Origin of the sequence: Bilophila wadsworthia ATCC 49260, assembly GCF_000701705.1 — a bacterium.
Lineage (GTDB): Bacteria > Desulfobacterota > Desulfovibrionia > Desulfovibrionales > Desulfovibrionaceae > Bilophila > Bilophila wadsworthia.
This window is the reverse complement of sequence record NZ_JNJP01000001.1, coordinates 117,068-132,902: the sequence shown is the minus strand read 5'-3', so window position 1 is coordinate 132,902 and position 15,835 is coordinate 117,068. Positions and strand designations below refer to the sequence as shown.

Annotated in this window: 16 protein-coding genes; 15 read left to right on the top strand and 1 reads right to left on the bottom strand. The window is 61.1% G+C overall.

Annotated features, from left to right (window positions below):
* Positions 1-66: 66 nt before the first annotated feature.
* The 9 genes from T370_RS0100610 to T370_RS0100570 all read left to right on the top strand — a co-directional run bounded on the left by T370_RS0100610 (position 67) and on the right by T370_RS0100570 (position 7,086).
* Positions 67-480, top strand: coding sequence for a hypothetical protein (locus tag T370_RS0100610; protein WP_005026399.1), 414 nt, complete (start codon positions 67-69; stop codon positions 478-480).
* 235 nt (positions 481-715) lie between these two features.
* Entirely contained in the window at positions 716-1,225 is a 510-nt protein-coding gene (locus tag T370_RS0100605) for a TRAP transporter small permease (protein ID WP_029434385.1), read from the top strand.
* Positions 1,226-1,228: 3 nt separating this feature from the next.
* Positions 1,229-2,497 (top strand): TRAP transporter large permease, encoded by a 1,269-nt coding sequence (locus tag T370_RS0100600; RefSeq protein WP_005026405.1) that lies wholly within the window; start codon positions 1,229-1,231, stop codon positions 2,495-2,497.
* Between the two features lie 238 nt (positions 2,498-2,735).
* Entirely contained in the window at positions 2,736-3,104 is a 369-nt protein-coding gene (locus T370_RS0100595) for an ApeI family dehydratase (RefSeq protein ID WP_029434384.1), read from the top strand.
* On the top strand, positions 3,101-3,829 hold the full coding sequence (locus T370_RS0100590; RefSeq protein WP_029434383.1) for an SDR family NAD(P)-dependent oxidoreductase: 729 nt from the start codon (positions 3,101-3,103) through the stop codon (positions 3,827-3,829). Before T370_RS0100595 ends, T370_RS0100590 begins: the two co-directional genes overlap by 4 nt.
* A 7-nt stretch (positions 3,830-3,836) precedes the next feature.
* Entirely contained in the window at positions 3,837-4,223 is a 387-nt protein-coding gene (locus tag T370_RS0100585) for an acyl carrier protein (protein WP_005026410.1), read from the top strand.
* Positions 4,216-5,427, top strand: coding sequence for a beta-ketoacyl-[acyl-carrier-protein] synthase family protein (locus tag T370_RS0100580; protein ID WP_029434382.1), 1,212 nt, complete (start codon positions 4,216-4,218; stop codon positions 5,425-5,427). Before T370_RS0100585 ends, T370_RS0100580 begins: the two co-directional genes overlap by 8 nt.
* Positions 5,420-5,962, top strand: coding sequence for a hypothetical protein (locus T370_RS25330; protein WP_029434381.1), 543 nt, complete (start codon positions 5,420-5,422; stop codon positions 5,960-5,962). Before T370_RS0100580 ends, T370_RS25330 begins: the two co-directional genes overlap by 8 nt.
* Positions 5,914-7,086 (top strand): aminotransferase class I/II-fold pyridoxal phosphate-dependent enzyme, encoded by a 1,173-nt coding sequence (locus tag T370_RS0100570; protein ID WP_029434380.1) that lies wholly within the window; start codon positions 5,914-5,916, stop codon positions 7,084-7,086. Before T370_RS25330 ends, T370_RS0100570 begins: the two co-directional genes overlap by 49 nt.
* Positions 7,087-7,284: 198 nt before the next feature.
* Here the strand turns inward: T370_RS0100570 and T370_RS0100565 are convergent, their stop codons facing one another.
* Complete coding sequence (locus T370_RS0100565; protein ID WP_005026419.1) at positions 7,285-7,986, bottom strand: FadR/GntR family transcriptional regulator; 702 nt, start codon at positions 7,984-7,986, stop codon at positions 7,285-7,287.
* 487 nt (positions 7,987-8,473) lie between these two features.
* Between T370_RS0100565 and allE the strand changes: the two genes are divergently transcribed.
* The 6 genes from allE to T370_RS0100535 all read left to right on the top strand — a co-directional run bounded on the left by allE (position 8,474) and on the right by T370_RS0100535 (position 15,834).
* The gene (allE, locus tag T370_RS0100560) at positions 8,474-9,250 is read left to right on the top strand and encodes a (S)-ureidoglycine aminohydrolase (RefSeq protein ID WP_029434379.1); all 777 of its coding nucleotides are present in this window, start codon (positions 8,474-8,476) and stop codon (positions 9,248-9,250) included.
* Positions 9,251-9,325: 75 nt separating this feature from the next.
* The gene (locus T370_RS0100555; RefSeq protein WP_029434378.1) at positions 9,326-10,351 is read left to right on the top strand and encodes an aspartate/ornithine carbamoyltransferase family protein; all 1,026 of its coding nucleotides are present in this window, start codon (positions 9,326-9,328) and stop codon (positions 10,349-10,351) included.
* 156 nt (positions 10,352-10,507) lie between these two features.
* Positions 10,508-11,461 carry a carbamate kinase gene (locus T370_RS0100550; protein ID WP_029434377.1) on the top strand — a complete coding sequence of 318 codons (954 nt, stop codon included), beginning with the start codon at positions 10,508-10,510 and terminating at the stop codon, positions 11,459-11,461.
* A gap of 263 nt (positions 11,462-11,724) precedes the next feature.
* Positions 11,725-13,074, top strand: a complete 1,350-nt coding sequence (gene allB / locus T370_RS0100545) for an allantoinase AllB (protein ID WP_029434376.1) — start codon at positions 11,725-11,727, stop codon at positions 13,072-13,074.
* Between the two features lie 50 nt (positions 13,075-13,124).
* Positions 13,125-14,717, top strand: a complete 1,593-nt coding sequence (locus T370_RS0100540; RefSeq protein ID WP_029434375.1) for an ABC transporter substrate-binding protein — start codon at positions 13,125-13,127, stop codon at positions 14,715-14,717.
* A gap of 136 nt (positions 14,718-14,853) precedes the next feature.
* Positions 14,854-15,834: an ABC transporter permease gene (locus T370_RS0100535; RefSeq protein WP_029434374.1), complete on the top strand. Its 981-nt coding sequence runs from the start codon at positions 14,854-14,856 to the stop codon at positions 15,832-15,834.
* Position 15,835 lies beyond the last annotated feature (1 nt).

Genomic DNA, 15,835 nt, shown 5'->3' with positions numbered 1-15,835 from the left:
CACAATTATATTGACAGAAAAAACAGCAGGCTATAGATTGGATTCAAATCAAAGGGAAGAGATCGTATGCAGAGTCAGGTATTGCGATACATTCGCTTTTTTATCTTCGGGTGCTGGGGCATCTTGCTGTTGCTGATGCTTCTGTACGGCCCGTGGATGATTCAGGCGAAGCAGATCACCATTCCTGACATCAGCATCACGAACTTCATGATTCGTGATACGTCCAGTTTCTTCCCCATGCATCAGGAAGCCGCCGAACAGCTCATTGGAGAAGGCAAGGCTGTCCTGTCCGCAACGGAGGCCGTACCCAACAAGTTGCCGAATATGCGGCTTGTCGTTTTTCTTCTGCTTCTCTTCCCTCTGTGTACAAAGGTTCTGCGGACGCGTTTTTCCGAGTCCCTCCTCGTACCCCATCTCTCGGACATCAGAGGAATGCTGCCCCTTCCTCTCGCTCCCCCGTCCGGCTTGTGTTTTTCCTGATCCGTCTCTGTCTCCCACGCTTCGGTCATTGAAGGAGCGGACCCGGTCCGAAAGGATTGCGGCGGGTATCCTGCGGCATTTTCTCCTCCATGCCATCTTTCGTCATGGCAGGGCAGGGATGTTTGCCGGGAATCCCGGATTGCGCCCGGAGTCTTCTCTCGTACCCTCCTTCCAGTGATCCGAAGACGGTGCCTTCCCCACATTCTTCAAACGGAATCCGTTTATTGGAGAAGTCATGTCAGGAATATTGCGCTGGCTCGATGATTGGGCTGAAGAGTTTTGTGTTTCCGTCATGTTGGCTTTGCTCGTCCTGTTGCTCGGCATGGAAGTGTTCTCGCGCTTCCTGCTCGGCAAGTCGTTCTCGTGGATGGAGGAGCTGTGCCGCTATCTGTTCGTGTGGTCATCCTATATCGGCGTCGCCATCGCCGTGAAGCACAAGGAGCAGCTGCGCATCCTTATGTTCATGGATGTGCTGAAGAAGCGTTTCCCGCAGCTGGTCAGGATCCTGTACGTCGTTTCCGAGCTCACGTTCACCGTATTCTGCGCCCTGGTTTTCTATTACAGCCTTGGTATGCTTGAGAATATGATCCGGTTCAAGCAGGTTTCCGCCGCCCTCGAGATCAACGTCATGTACGCGTATCTCATCATTCCGATCAGCATGGCCCTCACCATCTTTCGGACGCTTCAGGGCTTGTACCGCGATATCCGGAACAACACGCTTGAGTTCGAAAGCCGGGAGGACTAACCCATGTTGCTCGTCATATCCTTCGTCGTCTTCATGCTGCTTGGCTTGCCCCTGTTTGGGGTAATCGGTCTGGCCTCCATCATCTCGATGATCGGGATGCCGTTCCCGATGGAGTTCATCCCTCAGAACCTGTACACCGGCATGGACCAGTTCCCGCTCATCGCCACCATCGGTTTCGTAATGGCCGGGTTCCTCATGGAACCCGCCGGGATCACCGGTGAAATCATTGAAGTCGCCAAGAAGGCGGTGGGCAACATCCGCGGCGGCCTCGCCATGGTGACCATCCTCGCCTGCATGATCTTCGCGGCGCTCAGCGGCTCCGGCCCCGCCACCACAGCCGCCATCGGCAGCATCATGATCCCCGGCATGATCGCCGCCGGATATCGTAAGGACGACGCCGCGGCCGTCTCCGCCACGGGCGGTACGCTCGGCATCCTGATCCCGCCGAGCAACCCGATGATCATTTACGGCGTCGTGGCAAACACATCCATCGCCGGGCTGTTCATGGCCGGATTTATCCCCGGCTTCGTGCTGACGAGCCTTATGTGCATCACCGCGTACTGCATCGCCAAGAAGCGCGGCTATCAGGGCACGAACGAAAAGTTCTCCATTGTCGGCTTGTGCAAGGCCATCTGGGACGGCAAGTGGGCGCTGGCGACCCCGGCGATCATCCTTGGCGGCATCTACTGGGGCGTGTTCACTCCCACCGAAGCCGCCGAAGTGGGCGTACTCTGGACGCTGTTCGTCGGCCTGTTCGTTTACCGCAAGCTGACGTGGAAGAACATTTCCTCGGCGCTTATCCGTACCTCGGCCTTTGCCGGTTCCGCCACCATCCTTGTCGGCGTTTCGATGGCCTTCTCGCGGCTGCTCACCTTGTACCATATCCCCCAGACCGTGGGTGCGTTCCTCGGTTCCATCTCCACGGACCCGACGATCACCCTGCTGCTCATCGCGTTTTTCATCTTCCTGTGCGGCTTCGTGGCCGACACGCTGGCGATGGTCGTGGTGCTCGCGCCGGTGTTCCTGCCCATCACGAACGCCCTCGGCATCCATCCGATCCAGCTTGGCATCCTGTTTGTGGTATGCTGCGAAACCGGGTTCCTGACGCCTCCCTTTGGTGCGAACCTGTTTATTACCATGAAGATTACGGATGTGAAGCTTGAGGAAGTGGCGTTGAGGGCGTTCCCTTATCTCCTGGCGATGTGGCTGCTCATCATCGTTGTCGCGGCTTGCCCGGACTTCGTCATGTTCCTGCCGCGGCTCTTGATGTAATCAAGCCTGCGGCGATGTCTGCCTGACATGGGCAGATGCTGTATGAGCAAATAAAAGTGCGAACCGGATGTTTCCGGTTCGCACTTTCAGGAGAATGGAAGTTCATGGAGGGCTTGAGCCGCTTGCCCAAGCTTTAGCGGCATGGGGCAAACGGGGCCGGATGGAATACGTATCCCGGATTTCTGGGGTATGCGGGGGACGGATTGCTTTTTCAGATTGGTATGGGTACACGAAAAGCATGGAAAATGAAAAGGCTATTCCCGGCGGACGGGTGGATGGTTCCGGGAACCGCGAGGTGCGGGGCACATGGCGGTTTTCTGGGGAACACCCTCTGTTTGATGAACATTTCCCCGGTGCCCCAAGGGTTCCGGGGACGCTCGTCATTGAGGCCATGCGGGCCGGGGCGGAAGCTCTCTTCCCCGGCTGGCGTGTTCTGGGCGTGAAGCGGTTCCGTTTTCGGCATTTCATTGAGCCGGGGGCGTATGATTACGCGTTTACCCCTCAACCCGATGCGGCGGCGATCCGGTGCGTCTTGCTGTCCGGCGAGCGGCGGATGGCCGAAGGCACGCTCCTTGTTGCGGCGGATCCTGCGCGGGGGGAGGCATGAAGTTGCTTTTCAAAGGGCCGGTCATCATTACGGGGGGAAGCAGCCAGCTCGGTATGGCGTTGGCCCGTGCTCTCCGGGAGGAAGGCGCGAAAACGCTTTCCGTTTGCCGTTCGTCCGAAGGGCTCGCACATTGCGGGGAAGCGGGGCTTTCCTGCCTTCCCCTTGATGAACCGGAAAGCCTGCCGGAACGATGCCGGGGGCTGCTCGGTGAACCGCCCGCCCATCTGGTCGACCTGATGCATTCGCGCTTCGAAAGCCTGATTGCCGGAGCCGCGCCGGAAGCGATTATGGAATGGGCCGCCGTGGATATCGGCTTGCGTGCCCGCCTCGTCCGCGCGGTGGGACGCTCCATGCTGGCCCGCCGGTTCGGGCGTTGCGTGTTCGTTTCATCCAGCGCCGCCGAGTGCCCGGCTGAAGGACAGGGGTATTATGCGGCCGCCAAACTGGCTGGCGAGGCTCTGTACCGGAGCCTTGCCGTGGAGCTGTCCGGAAGGGGAGTCACCGCCTGTTCCTTGCGCCTGAGCTGGCTGGATGCCGGGCGGGGCGCGGTATTTTTGGAGCGCAGGAGGGAGGCCGTAGAAAAACGGATGCCTATCGGACGGCTGGTCCGCATGGATGAGGCCGTTGAAACAGTGTTGTTTTTGCTTTCAGCTTCGGCATCCTCGGTCAATGGCACTGTAGTGACGCTGGACGGCGGGCTTTCGGCGACGAAAACCACATTTTGAGGATAGAATGGATTACTCGGAAATAACGGATAAGGTGTGCGGCATTGTTGCCGATATTTTTGAATGCGACCCCCGGGCGCTTTCCGGCGAAACCCGGCTCATGACGGATTTGCCTTGTGAATCCATCGACCTGTTGGAGATCGGCGCGCGGCTGGGCCAGACATTCCACATTCTGATTGATGACGACGTGGTGTTTCTGCGTTCCCTGCGTTACCACGTGGCGCATGGCGGAGAACCGGAAGCGGTTATCCGCCGTGAATATCCCTACCTTTCCCCGGAGCGCGTAAAGGCGCTCGCCCTTGGCTTGTCCAACCCGGATGCCGTCCCGCAGCTCTGCCTTGATGACATTGCGGCGTACATCCGCGCGGCGCTGCCTTCGCAGGAATATGAATAGGGTCGTCATCACCGGCATAGGCTGCTGTACCAGCCTCGGATGGGAGCAGGGCGGCATCGCGCGGGCGTTTGCCGGCGGATGCCCGGCGTTCGCCCCAAGCGAAGCCTTGCCGGGGTATTCTGCCTGCCCCGTTTCCGATTTGGGAGATGATGCGGCGTATTCCCGTTTTTCGGCATGGCGGCACCGCCGCTATCTGAACCGGGGTGCGGCGTTTGCCGTCTTGTCCGGCCTCCGGGCGGCGGCTTCGGCGGGATTCGATCCGCACATGCCTCCACAGACCTGCCTGATAGGGGCATCCGGCCCCATGCTGGATTTCGATCGGGAAAACGGGCTTCCTCCAGCGGATTCTGAGGCGCTCGACGCCCTATGGCTCTTGCGTTGGCTGCCTAATACCGGAAACACCGCGTTGGCGCGTTTTCTCGATATCCACGGAGAGGGCCTCGTGCTCGGGACGGCGTGCGCGTCCGCGCTGCAGGCCATAGGGGAGGGCTTCCGGCGCGTGCGGTACGGCCTTTCGGAAACCGTCCTTTGCTCAGGCGGGGATTCCCGCCTTTCCCGCGGCGGGATGCTCGGGTATGCCAAAGCCCACGCGCTCAGCCGGAACCCCGTGCCATCGGAAGCGTCCCGCCCCTTTGACGAGGCCCGTGACGGTTTTGTTCCCGGCGAGGGTGGAGCCGCATTCGTGCTTGAATCCTTGGAGTCGGCGCGGGCGCGCGGGGCGGCGGTGTTTGCGGAGCTCCTCGGGTTTGGGGCTTCTCTGGACGGAGGTGCGCTCACCGCGCCTGACGAATCGGCCCGCTTTGCGGAGCAGGCGGTACGGGGGGCGCTTGCCGATGCGGGCCTTGAGCCCCATGCCGTTGATTGGGTTTCCGCACACGGTACTGGGACTCCCCTTAATGACCGTAGTGAGGCCGTATTGCTGGAGAGGGTTTTTGCGCAGGCGGAGGCGCGCCCCGCCGTAACCGCCCTCAAGTCATGGATCGGGCATGGCTCCGCCGCCTGCGGGGGGATGGAGCTGGCCTTGATGCTCGCCGCATGGCGATCCGGGCGGTTGCCGCCCATCCGGAACCTGCGCGCACCTTGTTCCGGGCTGTTGGACTTTGCCGTTGCAACGCGTCCGTTTCCCGGCCCGGTGGGGGTATTGGAAAATTTTGGATTCGGCGGGCAAAACGCGGCCTTGGTAGTACGGTGCGGCGATGACTGATGCCCTTCCCGGAGACGCACCCCGGCCCTTTGTCCTGCTGGACGGGGTGAGCGCGGCAGAACCGGATCACCTCACCGCGTGGCGCCGTTTCGGATCAGCCCCCATGTGGCAAGGGCTGGAGGCCGCGGCACAGGCCGCCGCCCTGCATCAGCGGTTCCTTGCGGGATTCTCGTGCCATGCCTTCCTGTTGTCGGTGGATGAATGCCGGTTCCCCACAGATGCGCTCGATGGCTTGATGGTATTCCGTGCGGTTTTGCTGGGGCGGTCCTTACGGGCGGCAACGTATCGGGTGGATGTTTGTCCGGCGTGCTCTCTCCCTTTGTCGGAAACGTGGAGTGCGGCGAAAACGGAGAAAGGCCTTTTCGGAATGGAATGTGGGAAAGAGGCTGTTCCGGCATGGTCGGTTTCCCTCGGCATCGGGCTGGCTCCTTATGACGATACCTTTAGAAGGGATATGTTGGAACCTCGATACAGGCGGCTTTTTCAATGGCTGACGCAAAACGCACCCTCCGCGAATGTCTCGATGAAAGGCTGAAGGAAGGCCGGGCCCGAGGGCTTGAACGGCGGCCGCCTTTGCTGGACATGGCGGGCGAAGGCCCTGTCGTGCACATGGGGGGCAGGGCCTTCCTGAATTTTACGCTCAACGACGGGCTGGGGTTGGCCTCATCTCCGGAATGGCGCGCTGAGGTCGGGGAGTGTTTCGCGGCGTTCCCGCCGTCGGCTTCGGCGTCACGTCTGGCCGGCGGACGGAGCCGGATCACCGAAGAAGCGGAGCAGGCGGTTGCGGCGTATTTCGGGTTTGACGAATGCCTGTTCCTGCCGAGCGGCTATCAGGGCAACCTCGCTTGCGCTATGGCGTTGATCCATGCTGGACAGCCCGTTTTTGTGGATCGCCGGGTACATGCCAGCATCGCCCGAGGGCTCGTATTGGGGAAAGCCGATGTGCGGACATATGCCCATGCGGATTATGGGCATTTGGAACGGCGGCTCGCTTCCGCCCCTCCCGCCACGGTACAGCCGCTGGTGATGACGGAGTCCTTGTTCAGTATGGACGGTACGGAACTCGATGTGTCCCGTATGGCTGAACTCCGCAGCAAGTATGGTTTTTTCCTGATGGTGGATGAGGCCCATGCGGTGGGCGCGCTCGGCCCCGGAGGGCGCGGGCTGTGCGCCGGGGTGCCGGGTACGGCGGACATCGTCTTGGGAACATTCGGCAAATCGCTTGGGCTGTTCGGTTCGTTCCTGCTGCTCCCCAAGGGGTTTGCCGCCTTTTTCGAAAGCCTTTCCTCGGCGGTCATGCATTCCACAGCCATGCCTCCGGCCCATGCTGCGGCTGTTTTGAAGCTGTTGGAACGCTTGCCGCTGCTTGACGCTGAACGTGCCCGGCTTCGGGATAATGCCGTGTTTTTTCGCACCCGCCTGTGCGAGCTTGGGATTCCTACACGCGGCACCGCTCATATCGTTGCGGTACCTACAGGCGGGGAAGCAAGGACGACCCATCTTGGGGAACAGCTGGCGGAAAGGGGCGTGCTGGCACTGGCGGCCCGCTATCCTACGGTTCCCTACGGCGACGGTTTGCTGCGGTTTGGGCTCACCGCCTTGCATACGCAGGGCATGTTGGAGCGGACGGCCCGCCTCCTTGCGGATCTGTGGGGGTAAGTATACGGAGGAGATGGCTGTTTCAGTATCCGTTTCACAAAAAAATGAACGGATATTACAGTATTATAATGCTGGCATGACGATACTCGGAAATGAGGCCGCGGGCGCATGTAAGCCGGGGCGTCGTGTCCGAGTTCGTCATGGCAAATTGTGCATGGCGGCATCGTTGCCGGAGCGGGGGAACGAGCCCCATTCGGGTTATTTGCTTTTGCTGGGTGAGGCCTTCTTCATGCTCTGGACGACGTTTTCGAGGTGCAGGAACATGGCGTCCTGAGCCGCTTTCTCGTCGCGGTTAAGGATGGCCTCGACGATTTTTTTGTGGTGTGCGTAGACCTGCTGGCGGCCTTCCTGCGACGTGAGGAGCTGCGAGTTGAAGTCGCTCATCATTGTCCGCATGGTCTGGAGCATGGTGGCAAGGATGCTGTTCCCGGACGCCACGGCGATGGCCTGGTGAAACGCGTAGTCGGATTTGATGAAGGCCGCCTTGTTAGCGATCTGGCCGCGTGACTGTTCGAGAATTTCCTTGAGCGCGGCGAGATCCTCGTCGCGTGCCCGGAGCACAGCAAAACGCACGTTGGACGTCTCAAGGACCTTGCGGACCTCGATCATCTCTTCGAGGGCGTACTGTTTGATGAGGTGCAGCATCAGGAGATTGTTCATCATAATGCTGTCCCCGTCGGCCACGAAGATGCCTTCGCCCACACGGGTTTCCAGCATACCGGCGTATTCCAGCGCACGAAGGGCTTCGCGGAGGGAAGGGCGGCTCACGCCGAGCATATCCGCAAGCTGGCGTTCGGGCGGGAGGCGATCCCCGCGTTTGAGTTCTCCCTTGACCAGCAGTTCCTTGATCTGCTCAATGACCTGCCCCGGAACGGTGCTTTTGACGACTTTATCGAACATATCCCACTCTTTTTTGAGTCCAAAAGGTTGATGACGGGGCCAACGTTTTTTGGCCGTCGGGAAAAACGCTGTTCCGGCCCGCCTGGGTGGGTGGCGGAGCGGGATGCTGTCTTTCATCCTATCGGAACAGGCGGGAAGAGTCCAGTTTTACCGGGAAGAAGCAAATAGAGTATATTTTATGAAACATATTGAAATATATGTTTTTATGAACTGGTAACGGAAAAAATATCAAAAGAAGATTGACAGATTTTGTACAGGGGGCTATTGCTGTTTTTGGTAAGACCATCTGTCCAATAAAACGTCAAAGGCGGCCTTCCGGAGGGTATGCCTTGCCCCGGAAGGCAGGAAACAGTGGATGGGACATCCGGAAACCAACTGCATACGCCGATGCCGCGGCGCGTGCGAAAGGGAACAGGCCCCCGCGAAGGCGCGGGCGGCGCAACCGGGCGGGACGCGGCGAGCGGGCCGCCCGCGGAAGGAGAAGAGTATGGGGTATCCGAGCGATCTGTTGAGTTCCAGAGCCGTGGTGAAGCCGGGCATGTACGCGATCATCCCTCCGGAAGGCCGTGTGTTCAACGTGATCCCCGGCATCGAAGGCTGCCGGATGACCATCCTGTGCACCCCTAAAATGGGTGCGGGCTTCGTCCAGCACATCGGCACGGCCCTGCCCGGCGGCGGGACCACCGTGCCCTACGGAGCGTCCGGCCAGATCGAAACCTTTATCTACGTGCTTGACGGTGAAGGCTCGCTGACCGTCACTGTAGGCGGACGCACCGAAGTCATGCCGCAGGGCGGCTATGCCTATGCGCCCGCCGGGGTGGGCATCTCCTTCCGTAACGAGACGGACAAGCCCCTGCGCTTCCTGCTCTACAAGCAGCGCTACATCCCGCATCCCGATCCCGCGATGCAACCCTACGCCGTGTTCGGCAACACCAACGACATCGAAGAACGCATCTACGACAACATGGAAAACGTGTTCGTGCGCGATCTGCTGCCCGTGGACGAACGCTTCGACATGAACATGCACATCCTGTCCTTCGCGCCCGGCGGCTGCCATCCCTTCGTGGAAACGCACGTGCAGGAGCACGGCGCGTACCTGTACGAAGGGGAGGGCCTGTACCTGCTGAACGACGACTGGGTTCCGGTCAAAGCTGAAGACTTCATCTGGATGGGCGCGTACTGCAAGCAGTGCTGCTACGGTGTGGGCCTCACCCGCCTTTCCTACATCTACTCCAAGGATTGCCACCGCGACGCGGAGATTTGATGCCGGAGGCCCGCCGCGTTTCCGGCGGCGGGCCGCTTTCCCCACAACACCGCCGTCATACAATGGAGCGTTATCATGACCATTTCCGCAAGCCTCAAGCCGCTGGACCTTCGTGACGAACTTGAAGCCGCCAACATGAAGGGCAAAAACCTGACCTTCCTCGACGACTACAGCAAGGAGGAGCTCGGGCATCTCTTCAAGGCCGCCGAACTGCTGGAGCCGTACTCCAGGAACCAGATTCCTCTGCTTGCCAACAAGCTCCTGTATACACTGTTTTTCCAGCCGAGCACGCGTACCCGGTGCAGCCACGAGGTAGCCATGCACCGCCTCGGGGGGCGCGTGATCACCGAGACTGATCCGATGGGCCATTCCGCGATGGCGAAGAATGAATCCCTGTACGACGGCATCCGGGTCATTTCCCAGTACGCCGACGTGCTGGTGCTGCGCCACGGGGACAGCGAACAGGTCCTGTCCACGCTGGAACGCCTCGGTTCGGACGCTTGCCCGATCATTTCCGGCGGCTACGGGCACGTGACCCATCCCACGCAGGGCCTGCTGGACATGTACACCGCCCTGCGCGCCCTGAAGAAGCCCTTTGAGGACATGCGCATCATCATTTCCACGCCTGACCTGTCCCGCGCACGTTCCGGGCAATCCTTCGCCCTCGGCGCGGCCCGCATGGGTGCGCACATCATCTACACTGGCTCAAGCGGGCTGCGGACCCCGCAGGTCCTGATCGACAAGCTGAAGAGCATGGGCGCGAGCTTTGAGGAACATTTCGATCTGACGCACGACGAAAATGTCGAGCTCATGGCCAGGGCCGATCTGCTGTACCTGCCCGGCAGCTCCCTGAAGAAGGAAGATCCCAACCGCGAGGACTTCATGCGGAAGGTCGCCAACCATTATCTGTACCTCAACGATCTCGAATACATCAAGAAGAAGACCGGGCGCGTGGTCGGTATCATGCATTCCCTGCCGCGCAACGACTTCGAGTTCGAACAGAGCCTCGATAAGAGCGAATTCGAACTGTATTTCAAGCAGATCGGGTTCAGCATCCCACTGCGCATGGCTCTGCTCGCGTCCATTTGCGGCGTGAACTAGCCTTGTACGGGAGATGCGGGGCCGTTTTCGGCGGCCTCCCTCCCCGGCACGTTTCCGTGAGGCCCGCTTCCGGGCCGGTCGCCATCTCGTCCGGATCCTTTTTATCCATCAGCCGGTGGGGCCGTATCCCGGGACCCGCCATCGGGAGAAGCAGACATGCCGACACGCAAGGTCGCAGTTATCGCCATCGGGGGAAATTCGCTCATCCTTAGTAAGGACGCCCAGACCGTACAGGATCAGTACAGGGCCCTGTGCGTCACCGGAAAGCATATCGTGAGCCTCGTGGAGTTGGGATATCAGGTGGTTGTCACCTATGGAAATGGCCCGCAGGTGGGCTTCCTGCTGTGGCGGAGCGAAGTCGCGCACGCCACGTCCGGGCTGCACGGCCTGCCGCTGGTGACTTGCGTGGCGGACACGCAGGGCGGCATTGGGTACCAGATTCAGCAGACGCTGAAGAACGAGTTCCTCCGGCGCGGCCTGTGCGAGGATTCCATCGCCGTGCTGACGCAGGTGGTCGTGGACAAGGACGATCCCGGTTTCCGGAATCCCACGAAGCCCGTGGGCGAATTCTACCCGCCCGAGCGGGCCGAGGTCCTCCGCCGCGAAAATCCCTCGTGGGTGCTCAGGGAAGACGCCGGGCGCGGCTTCCGGCGTTACGTACCCTCTCCACGCCCTTTGGAGATCGTCGAGGAGGCCGGGTTGAAAACGCTCCTTGCCTCGGGCCTGCACCTCATCGCGGGCGGTGGCGGCGGTATCCCGGTGTTCCGTACGGAAGGGGGCTATGAGGGCGTCGATGCCGTGGTGGATAAGGATTTGACCTCCTGCCTGCTCGCCAAACGCATCAAGAGCGACTTGTTTGTCATTTCCACGGCGGTGTCCAACGTCGCCATCCATTTCGGAACGCCCGAGCAGGAAAATATTTCCCGGATGACCGTGGCAGAGGCGATGGCCTGCGTGGAAGCCGGGTACTTCGCTCCGGGCAGTATGCTTCCCAAGGTCCTGGCGGCGGTGGATTTCGTCAAGGCAACCGGCAAGGAGGCCATCATCACCTCGCCGGAAAACGTCCGCGCCGCGGTCGTGGAAGGCAAGGGGACGCATATCGTCCCCTGATCGGTGCCCAATCTTTCGAGAGGACGGATGTCTGCCGCGCCTTGCGCGTCTCGGGAACGCTCCGGAAGGTTTTATGAGGAGAAAAAACGGCAAGGGGTTGCGGAGAGAGGGCTAATACGTTATGATAAACCAAAATAGATAAATAACTTGCTGTAATTTTTTGTTTTATTTAAGCTGGTCAGACAGCTTAACCATCTTACTATGTAGGCGTACGATCCCTCTGCACATCTCTCCGGCGCCTGCCGCCGCCTCTCGGAGCCCGCATGTTCGATTTAGCGATCAGGAACGGAATGTTGGTCACCGCCGATAGGGTTTTCGGCGGGCATCTGTACGTCAGGAACGGGAAAATCGCGGCGATCTCCGATGACGGAACGCTGCCGGCGCGCGAGGAGCTGGATGCCGCCGGATTGTATGTGCTGCCCGGTATGCTGGACTGTCACGCCCATATCAACGATCCCGGCTTCACTTGGCGCGAAGACCTGCCGCACGCCTCGGAAGCGGCGGCGGTGGGCGGGGTGACGACCCTCATCGACATGCCTCTCCAAAACACGCCACCCCTGACCTCCGCGGATGCCTTCGCGAACAAGCTGGCCGTGTTCGAGGGCCGCAGCCTCGTGGACTATGCGCTCTGGGGCGGGCTCGTGACCGACAACGCCGCCGAACTGGCGGGCATGGAGGCGGCCGGGGCCGTGGGCTTCAAGGCCTTCATCGCGCCCGTGTCCCTCGGGTATTCCAGTGTGGACATGGGGCTGGCGCGTGAGGCGTTGTTCCGGATCAAGGCTTTCGGCGGCCTCGCCGGGTTCCACTGTGAGGATCACGCGCTTATCTGCGCTGGTGAAGCGAAAGCGAAGGCCGGGGGCGGGACCCGACGGGCCTTTCTGGACAGCCGCCCCGTGGTCGCGGAAGTCATCGCCACGGCGAACGTCATCGAACTGGCCCGCGAAACCGGGGCCCGCGTGCACATCTGCCACGTCAGCCATCCCCGCGTGGCCGAACTCGTCCGCCGGGCACAGGCCGATGGTTTGTCCGTCACTGGCGAAACCTGCCCACATTACCTTGTTTTTACAGAAGAAAACCTCTTGTCATGCGGTACGGTCTTCAAGTGTGCTCCGCCCCTGCGGACCGCCGAGGCCCGAGACGGGCTCTGGGAATACGTGCTGGACGGCACCCTGTCCTGTATCGGCTCGGATCATTCGCCGTCGCGTCCCGACGAAAAGGACGAGGCGGTACACGGCGTCATGGGCGCGTGGGGCGGCCTCAGCGGTCTCCAGAGCCTCGTGCAGGTCATGTTCGATCAGGCCGTGACCCGGCGCGGGTGCAGCCCGAGCCTGCTGGCCCGGTTCGCCTCCTCCGCCGCGAGGGTGTTCGGCCTCGACGGCCGCAAGGGCGCGCTCGGCGTCGGGCTCGACGCGGACGCCGTCCTGATCGATCCGGGCAGGGCTTGGACGATCACCGCTCATTCCCTGCGGTATCTCAATCCGTTCTCGGCCTTCGAAGGGCTTGAGGGCGTCGGGCTCCCCGTCTGCACGGTCGTGCGGGGCAGGGTGGTAGCCCGCGAGGGCAATGTACTGGCCCCGTTCGGGCACGGCCTTTTCCAGCCCCGCAAGCCCTGAGTGCGTCCCACCCGTTGCCAAGGCAACGCTAACTCATAAGGAGTACAACGATGGCAAGTCTCACGAACGGTTGGAAGCTCTTTTCCGCTGCCGCGCTGACGGCGGCGATGCTCTTTACGGCGGTGCCCGCAAAGGCCGAAGCCATCCCCGACGGGGGCACGTTCACGGTGACCTGGGCGCAGAACCCCGTTTCGCTGAACCCCGGCCTGAGTTCCGGCATCTCCTCGGGCATCCCCGGCGCGCAGCTTTTTGCGAGCCCGCTCCAGTACGACGACCAGTGGAATCCGCATCCCTACCTTGCCGAAAAGTGGGAGATGGCCCCCGACGGCCTGAGCCTGACCCTGCATCTGGTCAAGGGGGCCAAGTTCCATGACGGCACGCCGATCACCTCCGAGGACGTGGCGTTCTCCATCATGGCGATCAAGGCCAACCATCCCTTCAAGGCCATGTACGCGCCCGTATCCGGCGTGGATACGCCCGATCCGTACACCGCGGTCATCCGGCTCTCCAAGCCGCATCCCGCCATCCTGTTGTGCATGTCCCCGGTGCTGTGCCCGATCATGCCCAAGCACGTCTACGACACCGATCCCAACATCCGCCAAAATCCCGCGAACAAGGCTCCCATCGGCAGCGGGCCGTTCAAGTTCGTGGAATGGAAGCCCGGCGACTACATCATGCTCGAGAAGAACAAGGACTTTTTCATTAAGGGCAAGCCGCACGTCGACCGCGTCATCATCAAGATCATTCCCGATATGAACAACCGCGTCATGGCCGTCGAGCGCGGCGAAGTGGACGCCATGCCCTTCTTTGACAGCCTCCGCGAAGTGAAGCGTCTCTCCGGCGACAAGAACCTCGTGGTCACCAACAAGGGTTACGCCGGTATCGGCTCCCTCGACTGGGTGGCCTTCAACACAGGCAAGAAGCCGTTCGACGACGTGCGGGTCCGTCAGGCAGCGGCCTACGCCATCGACCGCAATTTTTTCGCCAAGGTCATCATGATGGGCCTTGTGATGCCTTCCGCCACCCCGATCACGCCGTTCAGCCCCTTCTATACGAAGGACGTGAACATGTATGACGTGAACCTCGAAAAGGCCAAGAAGCTGCTCGACGAGGCCGGGTATCCGGTCAAGGCCGACGGCACCCGCTTTACCGTGACCGTGGACTACGCCCCCGGTTCCCCCACCACCAGGATGATGGCCGAATACCTGAAGCCGCAGCTCGCCAAGGTCGGCATCGACGCCAAGATCCGCATTTCTCCCGACTTCGGCACGTGGGCCGAACGGGTGTCCAACTACAACTTCGACATCACCACCGACAACGTGTTCAACTGGGGCGATCCCGTCATCGGCGTGCACCGCACGTATTCCTCCGCCAACATCGTGAAGGGCGTTCCTTTCTCCAATACCCAGCAGTACCGCAATCCCAAGGTCGACGCGATCATGGAACAGGCGGCCTCCGAGGTCGACAACGAGAAGCGCGCGAAGCTGTACAAGGAATTCCAGCAGATCGTCATGAACGACGTGCCGATCTACTTCATGACCACCACCGCCTACCACACCATCTACAACAAGCGTGTCGGCAACGTGCCCGCGTCCATCTGGGGCTTCCTCGCTCCGTATATGGACGTTTACCTGAAGAAGTAGCCGCGCTTGACCGGGCCGGGCGGGGAAACTTTGCGCGGCCCGGCGTCCTCCCGGACAGGGGCTGTTCCGGACGTGCCTGTCTGTCAATTCTCGGAATGGGGCCCCGGCCCATTCGCAACATACGCGGAGAGTTCTTATGACGTTCTTGCGTGCCGTAGGAAAACGATTGTTCTGGGCGGCCGTCCTGCTCGTTCTGGTACTGTGCCTGAACTTCTTCCTCATCCGGCTGGCTCCCGGCGATCCGGCGGTGACCATCGCTGGCGAAATGGGCGGTGCCAGCCCCGAACTGCTTGCCTCCATCCGTGAGCAGTACGGGCTGAACCAGAGCCTGTTCAACCAGTTCGTCGCCTATTTCGGCAAGGTGCTGCACGGCGATCTCGGCTACTCCTATTTCTTCAATCTTCCGGTGATGGAACTCATTCAGGATCGCCTGCCCGCGACGCTGCTGCTCGTGGTCACCGCCGTGTGCGCGGCGGTCCTCATCGGCGTCTGCCTCGGCGTGCAGGCCGGGCGGCGTCCGAACAGCTGGACCAGCCATCTGGTGACCATCGTGGCCCTGATCGGCTTTTCCGCCCCCGCGTTCTGGACCGGCATGATGCTGCTCATCCTGTTCGCATCGTGGATCCCCATCCTGCCCGTGTCGGGCATGACGACCATCGGCGCGGGTTACACGGGGTTCGCCTATGTCCTCGACGTGGCCCATCACCTCATCCTGCCGGTGGTGACGCTGGCGATCCTCTACATCGCCCAGTACAGCCGCATGGAACGCGCCTCCATGATCGACATCCTCGGCACGGACTACATCCGCACGGCACGGGCCAAGGGCCTGAGAGAACGGACGGTCGTGTACAAGCACGCCTTGAAGAACGCGCTCATCCCGGTGGTGACGCTGGCGGGTATGCAATTCAGCCAGGTGTTCGCCGGGGCCGTGCTCGTGGAAACGGTATTCAACTGGCCCGGCATGGGGCGGCTCGCCTACGAGTCCATCCTGCGCAAGGACTATCCCACGCTGCTCGGCATCCTCTTCTGCTCCGTGTTCGTGGTCATCATCGCCAACGTCCTGACCGACTTCGCCTACCGGTTTCTTGATCCCAAAATGAGAGTGGGGAGGAGGTAGC